The organism is Nonomuraea sp. NPDC049378 (assembly GCF_055586745.1).
Genome location: NZ_JBVJHP010000007.1, coordinates 181992 through 202754, shown reverse-complemented (window position 1 = coordinate 202754; position 20763 = coordinate 181992). Strand labels below are relative to the sequence as shown.

Below are 20763 nucleotides of genomic sequence, written 5' to 3'. Positions count from 1 at the left end.
GCGGCCTCGCCGTGCGACGATCGATCAAGCACCCCTTCGCACAGCCCAGGCAGGAGGGACGGATGTCCGGTCTGTCGTTCGAGCCGCTGACTCCGACGAGCTTCCTCGAACGGTCGGCGACCGTGTTCGCGCGGCGCCCGGCGGTGCTCGACGGCGCGCTGACGCTCACCTACGCCGAGCTGTGGCAGCGGGTACGGCAGGTCGCCGGCGGCCTGGCCGGGGCGGGGGTGCGCCCCGGCGACCGGGTGGCCGTGCTCGCCGCCAACGGCCACATGCCGCTGGAGGCGACCTTCGCGGTGCCGGCGGCCGGCGCCGTCCTGGTGCCGATGAACATCCGCCTGTCGCCCGGCGAGCTGGCCTACATCCTCGACCACGCCGAGGTGTCGGTGCTCCTGCACGACGACGGCCTCGCCTCCACGGCGCGGGCGGCGGCCGGCGCGAGCGCGGCGCGACCGCTGCTCCTGCCGCCCGCCGCGTACGACGCGCTGCGGGCCGGCGCCGAGCCGCTCCTGATCCCGGTGGAGGACGAGCTGGCGCCGCTGTCGATCAACTACACGAGCGGGACCACGGGCCGGCCGAAAGGGGTCGTCTACCACCACAGGGGCGCCTACCTCCAGGCGATGGCGATGGCGCTGCACGCCAGGCTCGACGCGGCCAGCGGCTACCTGTGGACGCTGCCCATGTTCCACTGCCACGGGTGGTGCTTCCCCTGGGCGGTCACCCTGGCCGGCGGCCGGCACGTCTGCCTGCCCAAGGTGGAGCCGGGCCAGGCCTGGCGCCTGATCCGCGAGCACCGCGTCACCCACCTGTGCGGCGCCCCGACCGTGCTCACGTCGCTGCTGGCCCACCAGGACGCGCCTGCCGGCCCTCTCGACCCGCGCCTGCTCGCCTGCGTGGGCGGCGCGCCACCGAGCCCCGCGCTGCTCGGGCGCGCCCTGGAAGCGGGCATCGACGTCATCCACCTGTACGGGCTCACCGAGACGTACGGGCCCGCGGCCATCTGCCAGCCGCAGCCGGCATGGGCGGACCTGGACGCCGCCGAGCGGGCGGCGCTGAGCGCGCGGCAGGGCGTGGGCAACGTGGTCGCCCAGCGCGTCCGGGTCGTCGACGCGCACGGCGACGACGTGCCGGCCGACGCCGCCACCGTCGGCGAGATCGCGATGCGCGGCAACGACGTCATGGTGGGCTACCACCGGGACCCTGCCGCCACCGGCAGGGCCGCGCCCGACGGCTGGTTCCGTACGGGCGACCTGGCGGTGAGCCACCCCGACGGCTACGTGCAGGTCGTCGACCGCGCCAAGGACGTGATCATCTCAGGCGGCGAGAACATCGCCTCCGTCGAGGTGGAGAACGCCCTGGTGAGCCATCCGGCCGTGCAGGAGGCCGCGGTCGTCGCGCGGCCCGACCCGCACTGGGGCGAGGTGCCGGTCGCGTACGTCAGCCTGGCCGCCGGCGCGAGCGTCACCGAGGGCGAGCTGGTCGAGCACGTCAGGGGGCGCCTCGCCCACTTCAAGGCGCCCCGGGAGGTGGCCTTCTGCGACCTGCCCAAGACCTCGACCGGCAAGATCCAGAAGGCCGTGCTCAGGGAACGCGCGGCCGGCGGGCCCGGTCAGGCGAGCTCGACGTAATCGAGCTCCGCCCACCGCGTCAGATGTTGCAGGCGCAACGTGTTCCACCCCGCGACCAGGGTGACCGTCGCCCTGACCTGCGTCCAGTTGTCCCAGCCGCGGTCGGGATAGTTCACGGTCGCCCGCGCCGACCCGTTCACGGTCAGGGCGTGCTGGGCGTCGCCGTATCCGGCGGCGTACGCCACGTTCGCGGTGTAGTCGCCGCCCACCGGCGCGAACACCCTGATGTCGACCCAGCTGTCGGCGTGGTCCAGCTTCGCCACCACGGCGCCCTGCGACGCGCCGGCCGCGCCGGTGCGGACCTCCGCGTGGTTGACCGTGCCGCGCTCGGCCTCGTAGCGGACCCGGCTGCCGCGCACGACGGGAAGGTCGCCGGCCCAGCCCAGGTCCGCGGTGTACATCCAGCGCGCGTTGCCGACCCAGCCGTGGAAGAAGACGCGATCGCCCAGCACGTCGGTGCCTCCCGGGCCCTGCACCGCGCCGTCGAAGGTGCCGGTCGTCATGAGCGGCCGGTACGCCTTGGTGTAGGGGCCGGTGAGCGAGGGGGAGGTGGCGTAGCTCGTGAAGTAGGAGTTGCCCGTGTAGGAGCCGCCCGAGTAGAACAGCACGTACCGGGACGGGCGTTTGACGAGCACCGGCGCCTCGATCACGCCGGCCTCCTCCGGGCGGTCGTTGCGGATGAGCTCCCTCCTGGCCCCGATGAAGGTGACGCCGTCGGCCGCCACCTGCTGCAGCCAGATGACGGCGGGCTTGCCCACGGCGTTGCCGTCGTTCTTGTACAGCAGGTAGCGCGTGCCGTCGGTGTCGACGAAGCTCGACGGGTCGATGTCGCCGCCCTCGGCGGGGTCGCAGACGAGCGGGCCGTCGCCGACGGGGCGGAACGGGCCGAGCGGGGTGGGCGACAGCGCGGCGCCGATGCACATGCGCTTGGTCGCGGTGCTCGGGCCGGTGAAGTACATGAGGTACTGCCCGTCCGCGCGCCGGGTCACGTCGGGCGCCCAGAAACCGCCGTCGCCCGCCCAGGACGGCTTGTCGGGCAGCGCGTCACCGCGCACGGTCCACGGCCCGGTCGGCGACGGCGCGCCGGCCACCTGGATGCGGCCGGCCCGGCTGCTGGTCGAGTAGGCGTAGAAGGTGGATCCGGCCTGGATGACGTCGGGGTCGGGGAAGTCGGCCTCGATGATCGACGGCGGCGGACGCCGCGCCGGCCGCACCCCCGCCTGCCGCGAACGTCGCCATCAGAGCCTCCTGAGGGGACCGTCGCCTTCAGGTGATGGGGGAGTCGGGAGCGGGAGGGCTGCCAGGGCCCGGGCGTTCAGTGGCAGAACCTCGGGCACCCTCGCCTCCTGCGGGTCGGATGGTGCTTGTGCTTTCGGGCATCGGTCAGGGCTTGGCCGTCGTCTCTCGCGTAAGCGGGGCGAGAAGCCGCTTCCTTCAGGGAGCGGAGGAGTCACGAGGGGTAACACCAGCAGGAGCCGGCCGGGCAAGGACATGGGATCCTCCCATCCACCGCGCGCCGGCGGGCGTCCGCGTCGAGACGGCCGGCGAGCGATCATCACGCGTTCCTGACCGATGCTCTCACAGGGGTCAAGGGTCACGGTCCGGGGTGACTGGCCGGCCGCACCTCAGGTCAAGCGCCATCGTCCGGTGCGATGAGCCGCCACGCTCCGGGGCGTACCGTCCAGGACCGGACGGGCGCGGCCGGCAGCAGTTCCCCGTCGGCGTTGGCCAGCACGGGCTCGCCCTCGATGACGACCGAGCTCGCTTTCACGGTGACGACGTCGCCGCGCTCGAGGTGCTCGCCGCGCCGCATCCGCAGCCCGTACGCGAGCCGTGCCCAGGGGGAGACGGCGAAGGAGACGACGACGTCGGCCAGCCCGTCGTCCGGGCACGCGTCCGGCGCCAGCGGGGTGCCGCCGCCGATCGTGGCGCCGTTGCCGACGCCCACCATGAGCACGCGCCGGCGGCCGGACGCGACGACGACGCCGTCGGCGCGCACCCGCAGGCGCCAGCCCCGGCTGCGGATCCCCGCGAGCAGCGCGCCCGCGGAGTAGGCGGCCCGGCGCAGCACCGGCTTGAGCGGGGCCGCCTGCTGCGAGGCCAGCGCGCCCACGCCGACGTGCACGGCGTTCATCACGATCCCGCCCTCGTCGTCGACCAGCAGGTCGAGCGGCCGCTCGGTGCCGCGCAGCACCAGCAGCGCGGCCTTCTCGGGGTCCAGCGGGAGGCCCAGCGAGCGCGCCAGGTCGTTGCCGGTGCCCATCGGGACCAGCCCCACCGGCCGGTCGGCGAGCTCGCCGCGGGCGAAGAGGGCCGCCAGCACCGCGTGCAGGGTCCCGTCGCCGCCCAGCACCACGGGGTCGCGGCCGGGGTGCCGGGCCAGGACGCGGTCGACGTCTCCGGGCGCCGCCACGACGGGAGCCACGACGTCGGCCTCGCTCTCCAGCGTGCGCAGCACCGCCTGCCGCGTCTCGTCGTCGTCGCCGCCCGCCGCCGGATTGCCGATCGCCATCAGCCTGCGCGCCATCTCGCCCGCCTCTCCGTCGCCCTGGTCCGCCCCGGTTCCCCCGGCAGGCCCGGCGAAACCCGGCGCGCCGCGCGTGCTTTCGCGGGCCGGGCCCGTCCGCCGCGCGCGCACCGCCCGCTTGATAATGACTGACCAGTCAGTCATTATTGTGGCATGACCCCCAAGAGAGTCGACAAGGCCGAGCGGCGGGAGCAGATCCTGGCCGCCGCCGTCCGGATGTTCGCCCGCAAGGGCTTCGCGGCCACCCGCATCGACGACGTCGCCGCCGAGGCGGGCATCGCGAAGGGCAGCGTCTACCTGTACTTCGACAGTCGCGACGAGCTGCTGAAGGCCGCGTTCGAAGCGCACGCCGCCCGGGTCGCCGCGCTGCTGGCCCATGCCGACGCCGGCGCCGACCCGCTCGACCGGCTGGAGGAGCTGATCGGCGCCACGCTGACGATGCTGGTCGCCGATGCCGACCTGGCCCGCGTCCAGCTCGACGTGTGGAACGCCCCCTTGGACATGGCGGGCCTGGACATGGCGGGCCTCTACCGCGACTACCGCACGACGGTCGCCGGCCTGCTGCGCCGGGCCGCGATCCGCCCCGGTCTCGACCCCGATCACGCCGCCGCCGTCATCGTCGGCGCGGTCGAGGGCTGCCTGGTGCAGTGCCTCGCCGACCCCGAGCTCGACCTGGGCGAGCTGGCCGGGCCGATCGTCCAGATCTGCGTGCGGAGCCTGCGATGAGCCGGATCGACGACGTCCTGATAGCGCCCGGCGCGACCGGCGTCGACCGGCTCCTCTGCTACGGCGCAGCCGTGGCCGGCGCGGCGCTCGCGCTCCACCGGGCCTTGGACGCGCACTGGCCCTGGCCGGCGGTCGTGGTCGTCACGATCATCGCCCTCGACCTGTACGGCGGAGCCGTCGTCAACGCCACGGCGTCGGCCAAGCGCAAATACCACGCCCCCGGCCGGACGGCCAGACATCACCTGATCTTCGTCGGCATCCATGTCCAACCCTTCCTCATGGCGTGGCTCGTCCCGGGGTTCACCTGGGGCGCCGCCCTGGCGATCTACCTGATCGCGTGGGGAGGGGCCGTCCTGCAGTTCGCGCCGCCGGGCGTGCGCCACCCGGCGGCCTTCGCGATCGCCGTGCTGGGCCTCACGCTCGTCACCGTCCCGCAGGCCGTCGCCTGGTTCACGCCGGTGCTCCTGATCAAGCTCCTGCTCTCCTACCTGCAGCCCGGCGCCATGGAGAGCTCCCGGAAGCCGGCGTGACGCCCGCCGCGGCGCGGCAGCCCGTCGTCACACCGGATGGACAAAATATGTAGATCGGTCTACTCTTCCTTCATGGCTGTCAAAGGAGAGCAGACGCGGGCGCGGCTGATCGACGCCGCGCGCACGCTGGTCGAGGAGCGGGGCTACTACGGCACGGGCCTCAACGAGGTGATCGACGCAGGCCGGGCGCCCAGGGGCTCGCTCTACCACCACTTCCCCGGCGGCAAGGAGCAGCTGGCGGCCGAGGCCGTCGCCGCGTCCGGCCGGGAGGTCGACGCCCTCATCAGGAGCCTGGCGGACGAGGCCGCCGGCACCGGTGCGCTCATCGACGCCGTGCTGGACGCGCTGGCCGGCCGGATGGAGGCGGCCGGCTATGCGAAGGGCTGCCCGATCGCCACGGTCGCCCTGGAGGTGGCGGCCACCCACGACGCGCTCCAGCAGGTCTGTGCCGACGCCTACGACGGCTGGGAGCGGGCGCTGGCCGACCGCCTGGTCGCCGACGGACGCCCTCCTGCGGAGGCCGAGGACCTGGCCGGTTCCCTGCTCGCCCTGATCGAGGGGGCCCTCGTCCTGGCCCGCGCCCGGCGCAGCCTGGTGCCCGTCGAGCGGGCGCGACGGGTGGTGGCGGTCCTGCTCGGCGCCTGAGCGCGGCGCTCACGGCCTCGGTCACCGGCTCGGTCACCGCCTTGGACCGACTCATTGATCATTGATGGTCAGTTCGTTCGCGGCTGCCGCCGTTCACACCGGCGCTACGAGCGCCGGGCTGATCGCTGCGCGTCCCTCGTGGCGATCGCTGCAGCCCTCATGTGTTACCGCCGACTGGCCGAATGAGTCGCGGTCTCATCAGTCGGTTCCCACATCGGCCAGGAGCCTCGCCGTGCCCTCGGGCGCCTCCACCGGGAAGTGGTGGCTGCCCAGCTCGATGAGAACGATGTCGAGCCGGTCCCCGTAGCGGTCGATCGCTTCCTGCGTCACCAGGTCACGGATCGCGAACACGGTGATCGGCTGCTTCGTCTCGCGCAGCGCCGCGTCCATGTCCCAGCGCATGAGCCCTTCGAGGGAACGCAGCCCCGCGGGCTGCCGTACGGCGACCATCTTCTCGAAGTACGTTTCCTTGAGAGCCGGATCGGTCCCCGCCGGCGAGCCTCCCTCGACGAGGCCCCGCACCCCGGCGGCGAAGTCCTCCTGGAACAGGCGCAGCATCGCTTCGACCTGCTCTTCGCTCATCGCCGGGAACAGGGACAGATAGTGCAGCGCGTCGAGCGCCACCACCCGCGAGACCGTATCGGGAAGCAGCCGGCCGACCTCGACAGCGACCGCCCCACCGAGGGAGTGCCCGGCCACGACCGCCTTGTCCACCGACTCGGCCTCCAGCACGGCCGTCACGTCGCGGGCGAACTCCTCCATCGTCCATAGCTTCCGCGTCGACCGCGACTCGCCGTGCTCGGCGAGGTCGATCGCGAGGACACGGTGGTTCTTGGGCAGATGGTCGGTCACCGCGTCGAAGTCGCCGCGGTCGCACGCCCAGCCGTGGATGAGAGCCAGGGTCGGTCCTCCGGCCGGACCGCTGGCCGTGTACCGGATGGTCGTGTGGTCCGCTCGCCGGACCCCCAGGTGCTTCTTGCTCCTGCTTGTCTCCGTCACGATGTCTCCTTGTCACTTGTTACGCATGTGCTGGTGGAGCAGGGCGGGCGCGGGCTCTCAGCCGCACGTGGCCATGACGGTGCGGCGCTCGGCCCGTAGCTGGTTCAGGCGCAGGGCGAAGGCGGAGAACGTGATCACCGCGATGGCCAGCGCGTAGATCATGGTGGCGGTCCTCAGTCCCAGGGCGGTGACGGCGATTCCGCCGAGTACGGCGGGCACGCTGTTGCCCAGGTAGTTGATGGTGTTCGCCAGGGCGAAGACCGCGCTGCGCTCGTGCGGCCTGGCGATCCGGGCGAAAGTGCCGAACGTCGCCAGCACCGACGCGCCGAAGCCGAGACCCGCGACGACGGTGCCGGCGGCGGCGAGCCAGGCGAGGCCCTGCGCGACCCCACCGAGCGAGATCAGGGTGCCCAGCCCGAGCATCGCGGACGAGGGAGCCAGCAGCCAGGAGGCGGGCCGGGAGCGGAGCAGGAAGACCGCGAGTGCTCCGGTTCCGGCCAGGAGCGTCACGACGACGCCGCCGATCAGGTGGTTGTGCAGCCCCAGCGACTCGGCCGCGACGGACGGGCCGAGCGAGAGGTACATCCCGGCCAGGGCCCAGGTGGCGATCATCGCCGGCACCACTGGGACGATGTCGGCGCGTAGGTGCGCGGGCATCGCGACCCGGGGTCGCAGGGAGGCGACGGCTCCCGGCCGGCGCGGCGACGTCTCCGGGACGAGGGCGACGACCACCGCCGCCAGCAGCATCCCGCCGAGCAGCAGCGCGTAGACCAGCCGGGTCGGGGCGGGGCCGAACTCCACCAGCGCGCCACTGCCGAGAGCACCGGCAGCGAGCCCGGTCAGGGGAGCCACCGAGGTGACGACGCCCGCCCGCCCCCGGGACGGCTCGAGATCGACCAGCGTGGCGCTCAGCGTCGTCGTCGCCGCCCCGGTCGCGATGCCCTGCAACACCCGAGCGGCCGACAGGACGAGTACGTTCCCTGCGACCAGGAACAGGACGAGCGCGATCACCTCCAGTGCGATCGCCGCGGCGAGCACCGGCCGGCGGCCGAGATGGTCGGACAGTGCTCCGACGACGAGCAACGAGCCGAGCAGGCCGAACACGTACAGGGCGAAGACGACCGTCAGAACCCACGCCGCGAACTGCCACTGCTGCTGGTAGATGACATAGATCGGGGACGGGGCGCTGGACGCGGCCAGAAAGAGCACGAGGACGGCGGCCGCGGAAGAGAAGGCCCCCTTCCGCGGCACGCGGCAGTGCGGACCGCCGACGAGCGGTGCGGGGAGGTCAGAAGGCTCAACAGACATGAACATCTCGCAGTGATCGTTGCGTTAGTGGCTTCAAGGTAACACAAACGCAGTGATCATTGCGATTAAAAAGCAGTGATCAGTGCGATACTGGTCGCATGCGTCCTGCGCCTTCCTCATCTCGCACCGAGAGCCGGCCCGGCGGCCGCTCCGCCCGGGTCCGCGCCGCCGTCCACCAGGCCGTCCGCGAACTGCTCGGCGACGAGGCCGGCGAGCTCACGATCCCGGTGATAGCCGCCCGCGCAGGCGTGCACGCCACCACGGTCTACCGCCGCTGGGGCTCCGTCGGAGACCTGCTCGCCGACGTCGCGACCAGCCGCTTCTCCGGAGATATCGTGGTGCCGGACACCGGAAGCCTGCGCGAGGACCTCGAACGCTTCGCCTCCGACCTCGCCAAGGACCTCAGCGACCCGGACACCCTCACCCTGGTGCGAGCCATCGTCGGCACGGGCGGTGAGAACGCCAGCGCGTGCCGCGCGGAACGCCAGCGGCAGCTCGAAGCCATGCTCGAACGGGAACAGGCCCGGGGTAACGAGACCCCGCCCATCGAACGCGCCACGGACGCCCTGCTCGCCCCCCTCTACTACCGCGCCGTCTTCACCGACCAGGCCCCTACTCCCGAATGGGCACGCACCCTGGTGTCACACCTGCTGCCGGACTGACGACACCCACACCGCGTTCCCCCGACCGGGCGAACATGCGCACACCCGGTTCGTCGCCCCGACCTGGTGGCGCGCGAACCCCGGTGCGCCCTTGGCCGCCGCCCGGTTCCTGTTTCATCGATGCGTGCTGAGCGAGGGTCTGGTGTCAGCGACGGCACCACCCCCCATGGCTGACCTGGTGACAGCGGTGCGTCCCGCGTCAACGTCGCGGCCCTCAGAATATGTAGATCGGTCTAGAGAAGAGCTTCATCATGGACCAACCGGACACTCTGGTCACCAGGGCGCGCTCGCGCCGCAGGACGAGGCCCGGCTGGACTCCGTACGGGACGTCTTCAACACCGCCGGCGTGTACCGCTTCGGCCTGGGCCGCGACGAGGCCCGGCGGGTCGACGTCGACGGCGCCGTGAACGTCCTGCGCTGGGCCGCCGCCCGCCCGCGCCTGTGGCGCCTGGTCCACATCTCCGGATACCGCGCGGGGGCGGGCGAGCCGCCCTCCGAGCACGACCTGGCCGGGCTCTACCGGCGCCTGGGCGCGTACGAGGCCTCGAAGCGCGAGGGCGACGCCACGGTGCGGAGGGCGGCGGCGGGAACGGGGCATCCCCCTGACGGTGGTCAATCCCGCCACCGTGATCGGCCACTCGGCCACCGGCGAGTCCGACCAGTACCTCGGCCTGGCCGGCCTGGTGGAGCGCCTGTGGTCGGGACGGCTCCAGGCGCTGCCCGGCTCGCGGCACACGTACGTGCCCGTGGTCACCGCCGACCACCTGGCCCGCTTCCTGGCCGCCGTCCCCGAGCACGATCGGGGGCCCTTCCGCGCGCACTGGGTCCTCGACGACGACACCTCCGAGCTGCCCGAGCTGATGGCGCTGCTGGCACGGCACCTCGGGCTGCGCGGACCGCGCGTGCTCCTGCCGGCCGGACTCGTCCGCCGCCTGCCCCGCGCGCTGACCGGAGCCGAGCCCGAGTCGCTGGACTTCCTGTCGGAGGACCGCTACGACACCTCGTCGGCCGGCGCGCTGGCGCCGGTCCGGCCGCCTGGCTCGCCGCGCTCCTGGCTCCCGTACGGACCCGGCCGGTCCTCGTGGCACATTCGGCGGGCGCCGCGCCCGCGCTGCGCTACGCGCACGCCCATCCCGAACGGCTCTCCGGTCTCGTGCTCGTCTCGCCCTACTTCCTCCAGCGCCGCCCGCCATGGCCCCAGCGCACCGGGGTGCTCGCCGGCCCCTTGCTGCACGCGGCCTCAGCCGCGCGGCTCGCCAGGGCGCTGCTCGGCCCCGGCGCCACCGCCGGGCCGGCGCTGGAGAGCGCGGCCGCCCAGGTGCGGCGTCCTGGCGTCGCGCGGCGCACCGCGCGCCGGCTGGCAGGAGCGCAGCGGCCGGCCGAGCGGGCCGAACTGCGCGCTCTGGCGGCCACCTGCCCGGTGCCCGTACGCGTCGTCGCCGGCGAACACGACCCGCTCGTGGGCGACGCCCTCGACGTCCCGGTCACCATCGTCAAGGGGGCGGGGCACCACCCGCAGCTCACCCACCCCGCCCAGGTGGCCGCCGCCGCCAACGCGGGCCTGTCCATGACCGGCCGGTCACGGGTGACCCCGAAGAACGTCGACCGGACCGAGCGGCGTTCACCTGGCGCGCCACTCTGACGATCTACCTGGTCGCGGGGCAACCCGCCGTCGTGGAGATCTCCCAGAACCCGGCGTAGCGCCCGCCGCGGCGCAGCAGCTCGTCGTGACCTCCTTCCTCGACGATCCGGCCGCCGTCCACGAAGACGACACGATCGGCACGCCGGACGGTCCGCATGCGGTGCGCCACCATCACCACCGTCCGGCCCGCCATGAGGCGCTCGATCCCCTCGTGGACGGCCGCCTCGTTCTCCGGGTCCAGCGCGGAGGTCACCTCGTCCAGCAGCACGATGGGCGCGTCCTTCAGCAGCGCCCGCGCGATCGAGACCCGCTGGCGCTCGCCGCCCGACAGCAGCGCGCCGCCCTCGCCGACGTTGGCCGCCCATCCGCCGGGCAGCCGCTCGATCACCTCGTCCAGCCGCGCCGCGGCCGCCGCCGCCCGCACCTCCGCCTCGCCGGCGCCGGGACGGCCGAGACGTACGTTCTCCTCGATCGTGCCGTCGAAGAGGTAGACGTCCTGGAAGACGATGGCGATCCGCGCCATCAGCACCTCCGTGTCGATCGAGCGCACGTCCACCCCTCCCACGCGCACCGCGCCCGCGTCCACGTCGTAGAAGCGCGCGAGCAACTGCAGCAGGGTGCTCTTGCCCGCGCCCGACGGTCCGACGACGGCGAGCCGCTGTCCCTGCGGCACGGACAACGACACGTCGTCGAACACCGTACGAGCGCCGTGCCGGAAGGTGACGGACGCGAGCTCCAGGCCATGGCCCGCCGGTTCGACCGGGTCGGCGGGCTCCGGCAGCGGCTCGGCGCTCAACACCCTGTCGAGCCGGTCCAGCTCGGACCGGGCGCCGCGCAGCCGGCCGCCGATGTCCGACAACGACAGCAGCGGGTCGGCGCAGCGGGCGGCCAGCACCAGGATCGTCAGCACCTCCGCCGCGCCGATGGACCCGCCGAGCACGAGGTAGGCGCCCAGGACCAGCAGCACGGTGAAGATCGCCTGCACGACGAGCGTCAACCCCACCATGCCGGGCAGCGTGGCCAGCACGCTACGCCGGGACGCGCGCTGGACTCCCCGCAGCGAGTCGTCGAGCAGCGCGAAGCGCTCCACGGTCCGCCCGCCGGCCCGCAGCACCGGCTGGGCCTGGACATACTCGATGACCCGCCCGGCCGCCTCGTGGTCGCGCTCGTGGCGCTCGTCGTCGGTGGCGGCCATCGAGCGGGCCGTCCAGACCTGGATGGCCGCCACGACGGGCACGGCGGCCAGCGCGGCCACCCCCATGCGCCGGTCGAGGACGAGCATCACGGCGACGATGGCCAGCGGAGTCACCACGGCGGAGATGAACGGCGCCAGCAGATGCGCCGCCACGCTCATCGCCGCCAGCAGCCCGCGACCCGCCATGAGGGACACCTCGCCGACCCGGCCGGCGGTGTACCAGCCGATGGGCAGGCGGGCCAGATGCTCGCCGAGGCGGTGGTACAGGCCGCGCAACATCGTGGTCCCGACCCGCATGCCGGACAGGTCGCTGGTGTAGCGCAGCACGGCGTAGCCGGCGACCGCGGCCCCGAACGCGGCCAGCCACGGCCAGGCGTCCGCGGGCGTGTCCCCGAGCAGCGCCCGCAGCACGGGAACCAGCAGCGCGTAGGACAGGCCCTCGGCCGTCGCGGTGATCGTCATGAGGGCCATGGTGCGGCGCATCGGCCCGGCGAACTCGTGTCCGAGCACGCGCAGCAGCATGCGGATCATCAGGGCTCATCTCCTTGTCGTACGTCGCCGGGGGTGCCGCTCGTGCCGGCGACCGCCGACCGGTGGGATCGCCAGAACGCGGCGAACCTTCCGTTCCGTGCCAGGAGTTCGGCGGGGCTGCCGCGTTCGACGATCGAGCCGTTCTCCAGCATCACGACGGTGTCGGCGTCGGCGACCGTCTCCAGGCGGTGGGCGATGACCAGGATCGTCCGATCGCCCTCCAGCGTCGCCAGGGCCCGGCGTACCGCCTGCTCGGTCTGCGGGTCGGCGAACGCGGTCGCCTCGTCGAGCACCAGAACGGGCGCGTCGGCCAGCAGCGCGCGGGCGATCGCGATGCGCTGCGCCTCGCCGCCCGACAGCCGCGCGTCGTCCCCGAGCACGGTGTCGTACCCCCGCGGCAGCTGCAGGACGCGATCGTGGATGCCGGCCAGCCGGGCGACGCGGACCACGTCGTCGCGGTCGGCGTGCGGCACCGCGAGGGCGATGTTGTCGGCGACCGAGGCGCGCAGCAGGCGCACGTCCTGGAAGACGAAGGAGACCCTCCGGTAGAGCTCCCGGCTGCCGAGCTCGCGCAGATCGACGCCGCCGAGGAGGACCGAGCCGTGGTCCGGGTCGAAGAACCGCGGCAGCAGCTGGACGAGCGTGGACTTCCCGCTTCCCGACGGCCCGACGACCGCGGTGACCGTCCCCGGTTCGAGCACCAGGTCGATCCCGCGCAGCACCTCGTGACCCTCGTCGTAACCGAACCGGACGTCACGCAACTCCACCCGGTGCCCCTGCGGCGCGACCGGGTCGTCAGGCTCCGGCAGCGAGGGCACCTCGAGCACGTCCTTGATCCGGCCGACCGCCCGCCGGGCGGCCTGCAGGTCGTCGAAGCCGTGACCGAGGGCCGCCACGGGCGCGGTCAGGCCCAGTCCGAGCAGCAGGAAGGGCAGCAGGTCGGCCGGGGCCATGCCGCCGGACGTGATCAGGGCCGCCCCGCCGATCAGCACGACCAGCAGCACGAACGGCGGCGACAGCGCCAGCTGCATGCCCGCCGCGATCAGGGACATGCTGCGCACCCACCGGAAGAAGACGCTGACGAAATCGTCGGCGGCCTCGAGGAACGTGCGGTGGGCGCGTCCGGATCCGCCGAACGTCTTGACCACCGAGATCCCCTGGACCAGCTCGACGGCGGAACTCGCGATCCGCCCCATGGCCGCGTCGAACTCCTCCTGCTCGCGCAGCCGGGCGGGCAGCATCATCAGCGGGACCAGCGACACCGCCATGGCCACCGGGATCAGCGTGATCAGCGTCAGCCGCCAGTCGACGGAGGCCAGGTAGACCAGCGACACCAGCGGCACCACGAAGGCGGAGACCAGCTCGCCGGGGGAGTGGGCGATGAACGGGTGCACGGCGCTCACGTCCTCGCCCACCACCTTGGCCAGCTCTCCGGTCCCGCGCCTCGAGAACCAGCCCATCGGTACGCGCCCCAGCCGCTCCGCCAGCTGCCGGCGGAGCGTCAGCTGCACCTGGCCGTCGATGACGTGCCCGATCCCCGACGAAGCGGCCGTGAACAGCAGCCGGACGAGCAGGCCGGCCGCGCCCGCGATCACCACGGACCAGACATGGCCGTGGTCGGCGGGGCCCGGCGACAGCAGGACACGGCCCAGCTCGACGACCGCGAGCAGCGGCGCCAGGCCCGCGAGGGAGCCGATCGCCTGCGACAGGACGACAGCGGCGAGACCCCATCCGTAAGGGCGCAGCAGCCGTGCCATGGGCGGCGGCGTCACCCGGCCAGTCCGCGGCGGAGTGCGGCGCCGAGTTCGGCGATCTGGCGCTGGGAGACCTCGGCGGACAGGATGGCCTGTGAGCCGTGGAAGGTGCCGGGCCACTGGTGGAGTTCGACCGATACGCCTGCCTGGAGCAGGCGGGCGGCGTAGGCGATGTCCTCGTCGCGGTTGGGGCACAGTTCGGCGGTGGCGATGTAGGCGGGGGGCAGGCCGGTCAGGTCGCCGGCGCGGGCAGGGGCGGCGTAGGGGGTGGCGGGGGCGTCGCCGAGGTAGTGGCGCCAGGCGGCGGTGACCTTGTCGCGGGTCATCCAGGGGGTGTCGGTGAAGGCGCGGGCGGACCAGGTTTCCTGGCGGTCGTCGAGGCCGGGCTGGTTGAGCAGCTGGAAGCGGATGGACGGGCCGTGCTCGTCGCGGGCCCGCAGGGTCAGGCCGGCGGCCAGTCCGGCGCCGGCGCTGTGGCCGCCGACGGCGATGCGGGCAGGGTCCAGTCCGAGGCTGGTGGCGTGCTCGGCCGTCCAGCGGAGCACGGCGTAGGCGTCGTCCAGGGCGGCGGGGAAGGGGTGTTCGGGGGCCAGGCGGTAGCCGACCGAGATCACCACCGTGCCGGAGACGTTGGCGAGCCGGGCGGCCCAGGGGTGCTCGGTCTCCAGGTCGCCCATGACCCAGCCGCCGCCGTGCAGCCACACGACGGCGCCCTGCGCCGCCTGCCGGGGACGGTAGACGCGCACCGGCACGTCGGGCTCGGCGGGGACCATGTGGTCCTCGATCTCCAGGTCCGAGGTGTCCGGCGGCGCCACCGCGGCGGCCAGGGCGGCGAAGTCCTTCCGCTCGGCGATCGGATCACGAAGATCCGACTGGGGGAACAGCGGGATGAAGGCTTCCAGTTCGGGATCCATACAGCTCATCCTGGCCGCGGCCGCCCCGCGCCATCATCCGCCAACCGTCGCCGATCGCCACTGGGTCGCGCGCCGATCGTCGCGTACCCTTCCGGGCATGGAGGCACTGGCCGTACGGTTGTCGCACCTCGACACGGAAGCCGGTGGCGCGATCCGGGTCGTCATGTTCTACGACACGCTGATGCGCCGCCGGGTGGATCTCCCCGCGCTCGCCCGGGCGTCGGCCAACCTGGCCGGGTGCGTGACCGGGATACGGCTCCACGGCCCGGGACGCGTCATCCGCTACTCGCCCGACGGCGGGCAGGCGGCGGACCCGCCGTCCCCCGCGTCCACCACGGCGCCGATCACCCTCGACGACGAGGAGATCGGCACGGTCTGGCTGGAACGCGCCGCCCCTCCCGTCCTGCTCGACGAACTCCTGCTCGACCGGCTCGCCATCGCCGCCGCGGCCGTCGTCGAGAGGTACGGCCCCGCCAGCACCACCATGGCCGACCCCGCCCTCGTCGAACTCGCGATCAGCCCCGGCAGCGAGGAGGCCGCCAGAGCGCGGGCGCTGCGCCTGCTGGGATTCGCCGCCGACCTGCCCGTCCGCGTCGCCGCCGTACGCTCGCAGCTCCCGCTCGACCAGGTCGGCGGCCTGATCTGCCCGTCGCGCCCGGTCAAGGCGGCGCCGCTCGGCGGCGTGGGCGTCATCCTGGCCACCACCGTCGACCAGAGCCGGTTCCCCGCGGACGTGCGGGCGGGCATCGGCGCCGCGGCGAGCCCCTGCACGTCCTGGCAGCAGGCCCGCACCGCGCTGCGCTACTCCACCCCGCGCCGGCCGGTCATCCACTACGACGACCTGGGCGCGCTGGCCCTCCTGGCCGAGATCCCCCCGGACGTCGCGCGCGGCAACGCCGACGTGGCCGCGATCGCCCGCATGGCCGGCACCCCGGAGGATCTGGAGACCCTGGACGCCTACTGCGCCACCGGCTCCCTGCGCCAGGCCGCCGACCTCCTCCACCTGCACCACAGCAGCATCGCCCGCCGGCTCGAACAGATCGGCAAGGCCCTGGCCATCGACCTCACGGAACCGGCCGGGCTGACCCGCGCCAGAATCGCCCTCACCGCATGGCGGCTCCTCGACGCGTGAGCGACGCCCGCCGTGCGGCCCTCGCACGGGCGGCGGGCAGCCACCCCTGGGACGTTCCGCCGAACGCCAGGATCCGCCTGCCTTCCGGCGCGGGCGGACCCGGGCCTTCCCCTTACCCGAACTGGCCGGGCTGGTAGTCGCCGGCAGGCTGCTGGGTGATGACGTTCAGGCGGTTGTAGGCGTTGATGGTGGCGATGAGCGTCACCAGGGCGGTGAGCTGCTCCTCGTCATAGTGCTTGGCGGCGTTCGCCCAGACCTCGTCGGAGACGCCGCCGGCCGCGTCCGCGAGGCGGGTGCCCTCCTCCGCCAGCTCCAGGGCGGCTCGCTCGGCCTCGGTGAACACCGTCGCCTCCCGCCAGGCCGCGACCAGGTTGAGCCGCACCGAGCTCTCCCCGGCGTGCGCGGCGTCCTTGGTGTGCATGTCGATGCAGAAGGCGCAGCCGTTGATCTGGCTGGCGCGCAGCTGCACCAGTTCCCGCGTCGCCGCCGGCAGGCTCGAGTCCGCGACCACCTTGCTCACCGCGACGAAGTGCTTCATCGCCTTGGCCGCGAGCTGGCTGCCGAAAACGTTCAGACGAGCATCCATGGTGGCTCCTTGTCGTCGTTGCTGGTCGTCTTACTGACGGGCCTGCCCGGCGATGTGTGACAGGAACGGATGTGACATGAGCCACACGGCTCGCGCGGATCCGGGCTCACTGCTCCGATCTCCCTGAAGTCCGGACGGCCGGAAACCCGCTGCGGGGCGTCCGAAAATTCGCCACGATATTTCGATGAGTGATGTGTTCGACCTTGGTGAAGATCGGTCGGCGGCGCGGACGCGTGAGCGGTGGCTCGGCCGGATCCTGCGCGAGGGAGCCGTTCCCGAGGCGCTGGAGGTGCTGGCCGAACGGTTGTCACCCACCGATCTGCAGACGCTGCTGCTCGAGGTCTCCCGCCGGCGTGCCGCCGCGGTGACGCCCGCGCGCCTGCTGAAGGCCTATGAGGACAACCGGTTCACCCGGCCGTCGGCGCTGGACGCCGGTGAGCTGGCACGCCTGGAGGCTCTGGTGCTCGAACGACTTGGCAAGCATGCCTTCACCACGGTGGCGTTGTCGCCGCTGTGCCCGCTGGGCACCGTCTCGTCGGTGGCTACCGCGGACCAGAACAAGGTCGTCACCACGGTCCGTACCACGGAGGTCGTCGCGGACGTCACCAACGTGCTGGCTCTGGAGTGCGCGGTACGTCGCCGGGATCTGCTCGGGGCCGATCCGCGCTCACGACGGCGGGTCCGGCTGGGGGCCGTTCACCGCGTGGTGCGCGCCCAGGCCTTCGACGGGCCGGGCATGGCGGCGCACTTCTCGCTGCTGGGCCTGTGCACCGCCGGTCGCGACGAGGGCTCGTTCGCCTTCGAGACGGCCGCCCTGGCCGAGCAGATCGGCGTCCACCTGGACATCCTGCACCAGGCCCGCGCCCTCGGTTACGAGGCCACGAAGGTGCGCGTGTCCGTCACCGACCTGACCGGCGGGCGCCACCGCCGGGCGCTGCGCGAGAACGTCCTGGACCGGCTCGCGCAGGCGCATCCCGGCGCCGCGTTCGGCTTCGACGACGACCGCGCTGCGGGCCGCGGCTACTACAGCGGCGTCTGCTTCGGGATCCGCGCCACCACTCCGGCCGGCGACGACGTCGGCCTCAGCGACGGCGGATCGGTCACCTGGACCGCTGGCCTGCTCGGCAACGCCAAGGAACGCCTGCTGATCAGCGGCATCGGCCTCGAAGGCCTCTGCGCGGGCTTCCGCCCGCCCGGCTCCGAGGAGGAGGCGGCGGTCAGCGGCGATCGTCGTGGGCGGCGATGACGCCTTCCGTGGTGTATCCCGCTGGCGGGGCGGAACCGCGTCAGCAGCGCAGACCCTCGAACGTCCGTGCGCCCGAGCCCAGCGTGGGCGGGTGGTCGACCAGCGCGTAGCGGTCGGTCAGGCCGGCCGCACCGGATGCGCCGGGCCGAGCCGGTCGAGGACCCGTTCGACCATGGCCACGATCGTGCCGTCGTCGATCTCGCCGAGCAGCCGCTGGGTGCGCAGGCCCTCGATGAGGCAGAGCAGTTCCCGGGCGTCGGCGTCGGCGTCTGGCACGCCGGCCCGGCCGAACTGGTCGGCCACCAGGGTGTCCAGCAGCGCGTACTGCCGGCGGAAGACCTGCGCGAGCTCCGGGTCGGCCGCGGCGCGGAGCGTGAAGGCGGCGGCGATCCTCGCCTCGACGGCACGCTCCTCTTCCAGCGGAAGCAGTTCGATCGCGATCGCGCGCAGCACGCGGCGGGGCGTGGAGGGCTGCGGCGCACCGGCGGCGCGCGCCGAGAGCCTCTCGACCAGGCGACGGCCGTGGTGCTCCAGCGTGAACAGCAGCATGTCGTCCTTGAAGTGGAGGATCGACGTGCGGCCTTGACCGGATCGGAGCGGCTCGCCAGGTGATCGACCCGCGATTCCTGGACGCGCCGCTGTACGAGTGCGACGCGCTGGGCGCCGGTTCGGCTGCACGGTGAGCGTCAAGCTGGAAACGGCGAACCCCGTCCGCAGCACGCGGGGCTCGTCGTCGAGCCCTCGCCGGCGCCGGCAGCCCAACCGTCAACCGAGAGTTGACGGCAAGCGATCGTCAACCTATGGTTGACGGCATGGACAGTACGGTACGTCTCCACGACCTGATCACCGCGATCAAGACCCGCCACCCCGACGGCGACCCCCTGGGCGAGCTGTCGGACGCGGTGGCCCTGGGCGAGTACATCGGCGAAGTGGCCGACCATCTGATCGGCCACTTCGTCGACCAGGCCAGGCACTCCGGCGCCTCCTGGACCGACATCGGGCGCAGCATGGGCGTCACCAAGCAGGCCGCGCAGAAGCGGTTCGTGCCCAAGGACGGCGGCCCCGACCTGGCGGCCGACATACGCGCCTACGCCCGCTTCACCGATCGGGCCCGCAGCGTCGTCGTGAAGGCGCAGGAGGAGGCGCGGGCGGCGGGCCACGGCCACATCGAGCCCGGCCACCTGGTGCTCGGGCTGCTGCGCGAGCCGGAGGCGCTTGCGGTCGCGACCATGGTGGCGCTCGGCGCGTCACCCGGCTCCGTCGAGGACGCCGTCACGGCCGCGCTCGGGCCGGGCGAGGGCAGCCCTCGGCAGATGATCACGCCGTTCTCCGCGCAGGGCAGGAAGGCTCTGGACCTGACGTTGCGTGAAGGGCTGCGGCTGGGCCACGACTATGTGGGCACCGAGCACATCCTGCTCGGCATCCTGTCGCTGGAGGACGGGCCCGTGGTGCGGGCGCTGGCGGACATGGGCGTGACCAAGGAACCGGCCGAGCGCGAGATCATGCGGGCGATCAGGGAGATCAGGCAGGCCAGGGACTGAGCTCCCGCCGGGGCGGAACGGGGTCCGCGTAACTGTCGGTGGCCATCGATAGAACGAGACCACCGCCAGATCCCCGGCATGAGGAGCGTGCAGTCGTGACTCCTCCGCTCCCTGAAGGAAGCGGCTTCTCGCCCCGCATACGCGGGAGACGACGGCCAAGCCCTGACCGATGCCCGAAAGCACAAGCACAATCCTATCCGCAGGAGGCGACGGTGTCCGAGGTTCTGCCCCTGAACGCCCGGGCCTTGGCGGCCCTCCCGCTCCCGATTCCCCCATCGCCTGAAGGCGACGGTCCCCTCAGGAGGCTCTGATGGAGCAGGAATCCGGGCCGGCCGCCCGGCCGCGCGTCGTGGTCTCCGTGTCGACGTCGGTCGACGGGCGAGTGACGCTCGGCAGCGATCGCCTGCTGATGGAGGCCGATGCCGCCCGGATGTGGCAGTCCATGCAGCCGGAGGGGGCGCAGGCGGCCGAGGACGCGCGTTCGGCGCTGCTGGCCGGTCTGCACCAGCCCCAGGCGGTCCTGGAAGGGAGCGGGTCGCTCGTCACCGGCTCCACCGGGCCGCTGACCGGATTGCCCGAAGAGTTCGATGAGCCGGTGGACACGCTGTTCACGGACTTCCTGCCCGAGGAGGTCGTCGAGCGGCCAGGGCACGAGAAGTGGTTCACGGTCGTCGACAGCCGGGGCCGGGTGGGGTGGTCGATGAAGCGGAACGGCGGATACGACCTGCTGGTGCTGGTGGCCCGCGCCACGCCCGCGGCCTATCTGGCCCATCTGCGCCGGGAGCGGATCCCCTACCTGGTCGCCGGCGGCGAACGCGTCGACCTCGCCGCGGCCCTGCGGCGCATGCGCGACAAGCTGGCGGTCACCTGCGTCGTCTCGACGGCCGGGGGCGGGCTCAACGGCGCGCTGCTCCGGGCCGGTCTCATCGACGAGATCCAGCTGCTCGTCATCCCCGCCGCCATCGGCGGTCACGGCACACCGGCGCTCTTCGACGGCCCCCAACTCGCGGACGGAGAGCTTCCCACCCGGCTGCGGTTGCTCTTCGCCCAGGTCGGAGGCGACGGGATGCTCTGGCTGCGCTACGAGGTCGTCCGCGAGACCGGCGCCACCCCCTGAGCACGAGTGTCCGCGCGTCCCGCCCTGGCGCGTCCCGCCCGGGCCAGGAGCGAGAGCCTCTTCTTTGCGGCCACCTAAGG

The 20763-nt window shown here is 73.0% G+C and carries 19 protein-coding genes; 10 read left to right on the top strand and 9 right to left on the bottom strand.

What is annotated here, in order from left to right; genetic code table 11:
• Positions 1-62 precede the first annotated feature (62 nt).
• The gene (locus ACZ6SA_RS17260; protein ID WP_465828858.1) at positions 63-1628 is read left to right on the top strand and encodes an AMP-binding protein; all 1566 of its coding nucleotides are present in this window, start codon (positions 63-65) and stop codon (positions 1626-1628) included.
• On the opposite strand, the gene ACZ6SA_RS17255 is transcribed toward ACZ6SA_RS17260, so the two are convergent.
• Entirely contained in the window at positions 1610-2842 is a 1233-nt protein-coding gene (locus ACZ6SA_RS17255) for a family 43 glycosylhydrolase (protein ID WP_465828856.1), read from the bottom strand. The two genes, ACZ6SA_RS17260 and ACZ6SA_RS17255, sit on opposite strands and share 19 nt — an antisense overlap.
• 416 nt (positions 2843-3258) lie before the next feature.
• Complete coding sequence (locus tag ACZ6SA_RS17250) at positions 3259-4299, bottom strand: diacylglycerol/lipid kinase family protein (RefSeq protein WP_465828854.1); 1041 nt, start codon at positions 4297-4299, stop codon at positions 3259-3261.
• Between the two features lie 9 nt (positions 4300-4308).
• Between ACZ6SA_RS17250 and ACZ6SA_RS17245 the strand changes: the two genes are divergently transcribed.
• From ACZ6SA_RS17245 to ACZ6SA_RS17235, 3 genes are all read left to right on the top strand, one after another.
• Positions 4309-4881: a TetR/AcrR family transcriptional regulator gene (locus ACZ6SA_RS17245; protein WP_443153391.1), complete on the top strand. Its 573-nt coding sequence runs from the start codon at positions 4309-4311 to the stop codon at positions 4879-4881.
• Positions 4878-5411: a hypothetical protein gene (locus ACZ6SA_RS17240; RefSeq protein WP_465828851.1), complete on the top strand. Its 534-nt coding sequence runs from the start codon at positions 4878-4880 to the stop codon at positions 5409-5411. Before ACZ6SA_RS17245 ends, ACZ6SA_RS17240 begins: the two co-directional genes overlap by 4 nt.
• A gap of 72 nt (positions 5412-5483) precedes the next feature.
• Entirely contained in the window at positions 5484-6056 is a 573-nt protein-coding gene (locus tag ACZ6SA_RS17235; RefSeq protein WP_443153393.1) for a TetR/AcrR family transcriptional regulator, read from the top strand.
• A 198-nt stretch (positions 6057-6254) separates the two neighbouring features.
• Here the strand turns inward: ACZ6SA_RS17235 and ACZ6SA_RS17230 are convergent, their stop codons facing one another.
• Positions 6255-7055, bottom strand: coding sequence for an alpha/beta fold hydrolase (locus ACZ6SA_RS17230; RefSeq protein WP_465828849.1), 801 nt, complete (start codon positions 7053-7055; stop codon positions 6255-6257).
• A gap of 57 nt (positions 7056-7112) precedes the next feature.
• A complete protein-coding gene (locus ACZ6SA_RS17225) occupies positions 7113-8363 on the bottom strand; it encodes an MFS transporter (protein WP_465828847.1) in 1251 nt (416 codons plus the stop codon).
• Positions 8364-8461: 98 nt separating this feature from the next.
• Between ACZ6SA_RS17225 and ACZ6SA_RS17220 the strand changes: the two genes are divergently transcribed.
• Positions 8462-9025: a TetR-like C-terminal domain-containing protein gene (locus ACZ6SA_RS17220; protein WP_347644448.1), complete on the top strand. Its 564-nt coding sequence runs from the start codon at positions 8462-8464 to the stop codon at positions 9023-9025.
• Between the two features lie 166 nt (positions 9026-9191).
• The gene (locus ACZ6SA_RS17215) at positions 9192-10667 is read left to right on the top strand and encodes an alpha/beta fold hydrolase (RefSeq protein WP_465828844.1); all 1476 of its coding nucleotides are present in this window, start codon (positions 9192-9194) and stop codon (positions 10665-10667) included.
• A 4-nt stretch (positions 10668-10671) separates the two neighbouring features.
• Here the strand turns inward: ACZ6SA_RS17215 and ACZ6SA_RS17210 are convergent, their stop codons facing one another.
• From ACZ6SA_RS17210 to ACZ6SA_RS17200, 3 genes are read right to left on the bottom strand one after another with little or no spacing between them, the layout of a single operon-like run.
• The gene (locus tag ACZ6SA_RS17210) at positions 10672-12393 is read right to left on the bottom strand and encodes an ABC transporter ATP-binding protein (protein WP_347644446.1); all 1722 of its coding nucleotides are present in this window, start codon (positions 12391-12393) and stop codon (positions 10672-10674) included.
• Complete coding sequence (locus tag ACZ6SA_RS17205; RefSeq protein WP_465828840.1) at positions 12393-14150, bottom strand: ABC transporter ATP-binding protein; 1758 nt, start codon at positions 14148-14150, stop codon at positions 12393-12395. The genes ACZ6SA_RS17210 and ACZ6SA_RS17205 overlap by 1 nt, the downstream gene beginning before the upstream one ends.
• 11 nt (positions 14151-14161) lie before the next feature.
• Positions 14162-15061 carry an alpha/beta hydrolase gene (locus ACZ6SA_RS17200; protein ID WP_347644444.1) on the bottom strand — a complete coding sequence of 300 codons (900 nt, stop codon included), beginning with the start codon at positions 15059-15061 and terminating at the stop codon, positions 14162-14164.
• Between the two features lie 97 nt (positions 15062-15158).
• Between ACZ6SA_RS17200 and ACZ6SA_RS17195 the strand changes: the two genes are divergently transcribed.
• Complete coding sequence (locus ACZ6SA_RS17195; RefSeq protein ID WP_465828838.1) at positions 15159-16193, top strand: PucR family transcriptional regulator; 1035 nt, start codon at positions 15159-15161, stop codon at positions 16191-16193.
• A gap of 112 nt (positions 16194-16305) precedes the next feature.
• Here the strand turns inward: ACZ6SA_RS17195 and ACZ6SA_RS17190 are convergent, their stop codons facing one another.
• On the bottom strand, positions 16306-16779 hold the full coding sequence (locus tag ACZ6SA_RS17190) for a carboxymuconolactone decarboxylase family protein (RefSeq protein WP_347644442.1): 474 nt from the start codon (positions 16777-16779) through the stop codon (positions 16306-16308).
• Between the two features lie 184 nt (positions 16780-16963).
• Between ACZ6SA_RS17190 and ACZ6SA_RS17185 the strand changes: the two genes are divergently transcribed.
• A complete protein-coding gene (locus ACZ6SA_RS17185) occupies positions 16964-18025 on the top strand; it encodes a hypothetical protein (protein ID WP_465828836.1) in 1062 nt (353 codons plus the stop codon).
• A gap of 117 nt (positions 18026-18142) precedes the next feature.
• Here the strand turns inward: ACZ6SA_RS17185 and ACZ6SA_RS17180 are convergent, their stop codons facing one another.
• On the bottom strand, positions 18143-18574 hold the full coding sequence (locus ACZ6SA_RS17180) for a TetR family transcriptional regulator C-terminal domain-containing protein (protein WP_465828834.1): 432 nt from the start codon (positions 18572-18574) through the stop codon (positions 18143-18145).
• A gap of 263 nt (positions 18575-18837) precedes the next feature.
• Here ACZ6SA_RS17180 and ACZ6SA_RS17175 point away from each other — a divergent pair, with 263 nt between their 5' ends.
• Both ACZ6SA_RS17175 and ACZ6SA_RS17170 read left to right on the top strand, forming a co-directional pair.
• Positions 18838-19566, top strand: a complete 729-nt coding sequence (locus ACZ6SA_RS17175) for a Clp protease N-terminal domain-containing protein (protein ID WP_347644431.1) — start codon at positions 18838-18840, stop codon at positions 19564-19566.
• Between the two features lie 310 nt (positions 19567-19876).
• Complete coding sequence (locus ACZ6SA_RS17170) at positions 19877-20683, top strand: RibD family protein (protein ID WP_465828831.1); 807 nt, start codon at positions 19877-19879, stop codon at positions 20681-20683.
• Positions 20684-20763 lie beyond the last annotated feature (80 nt).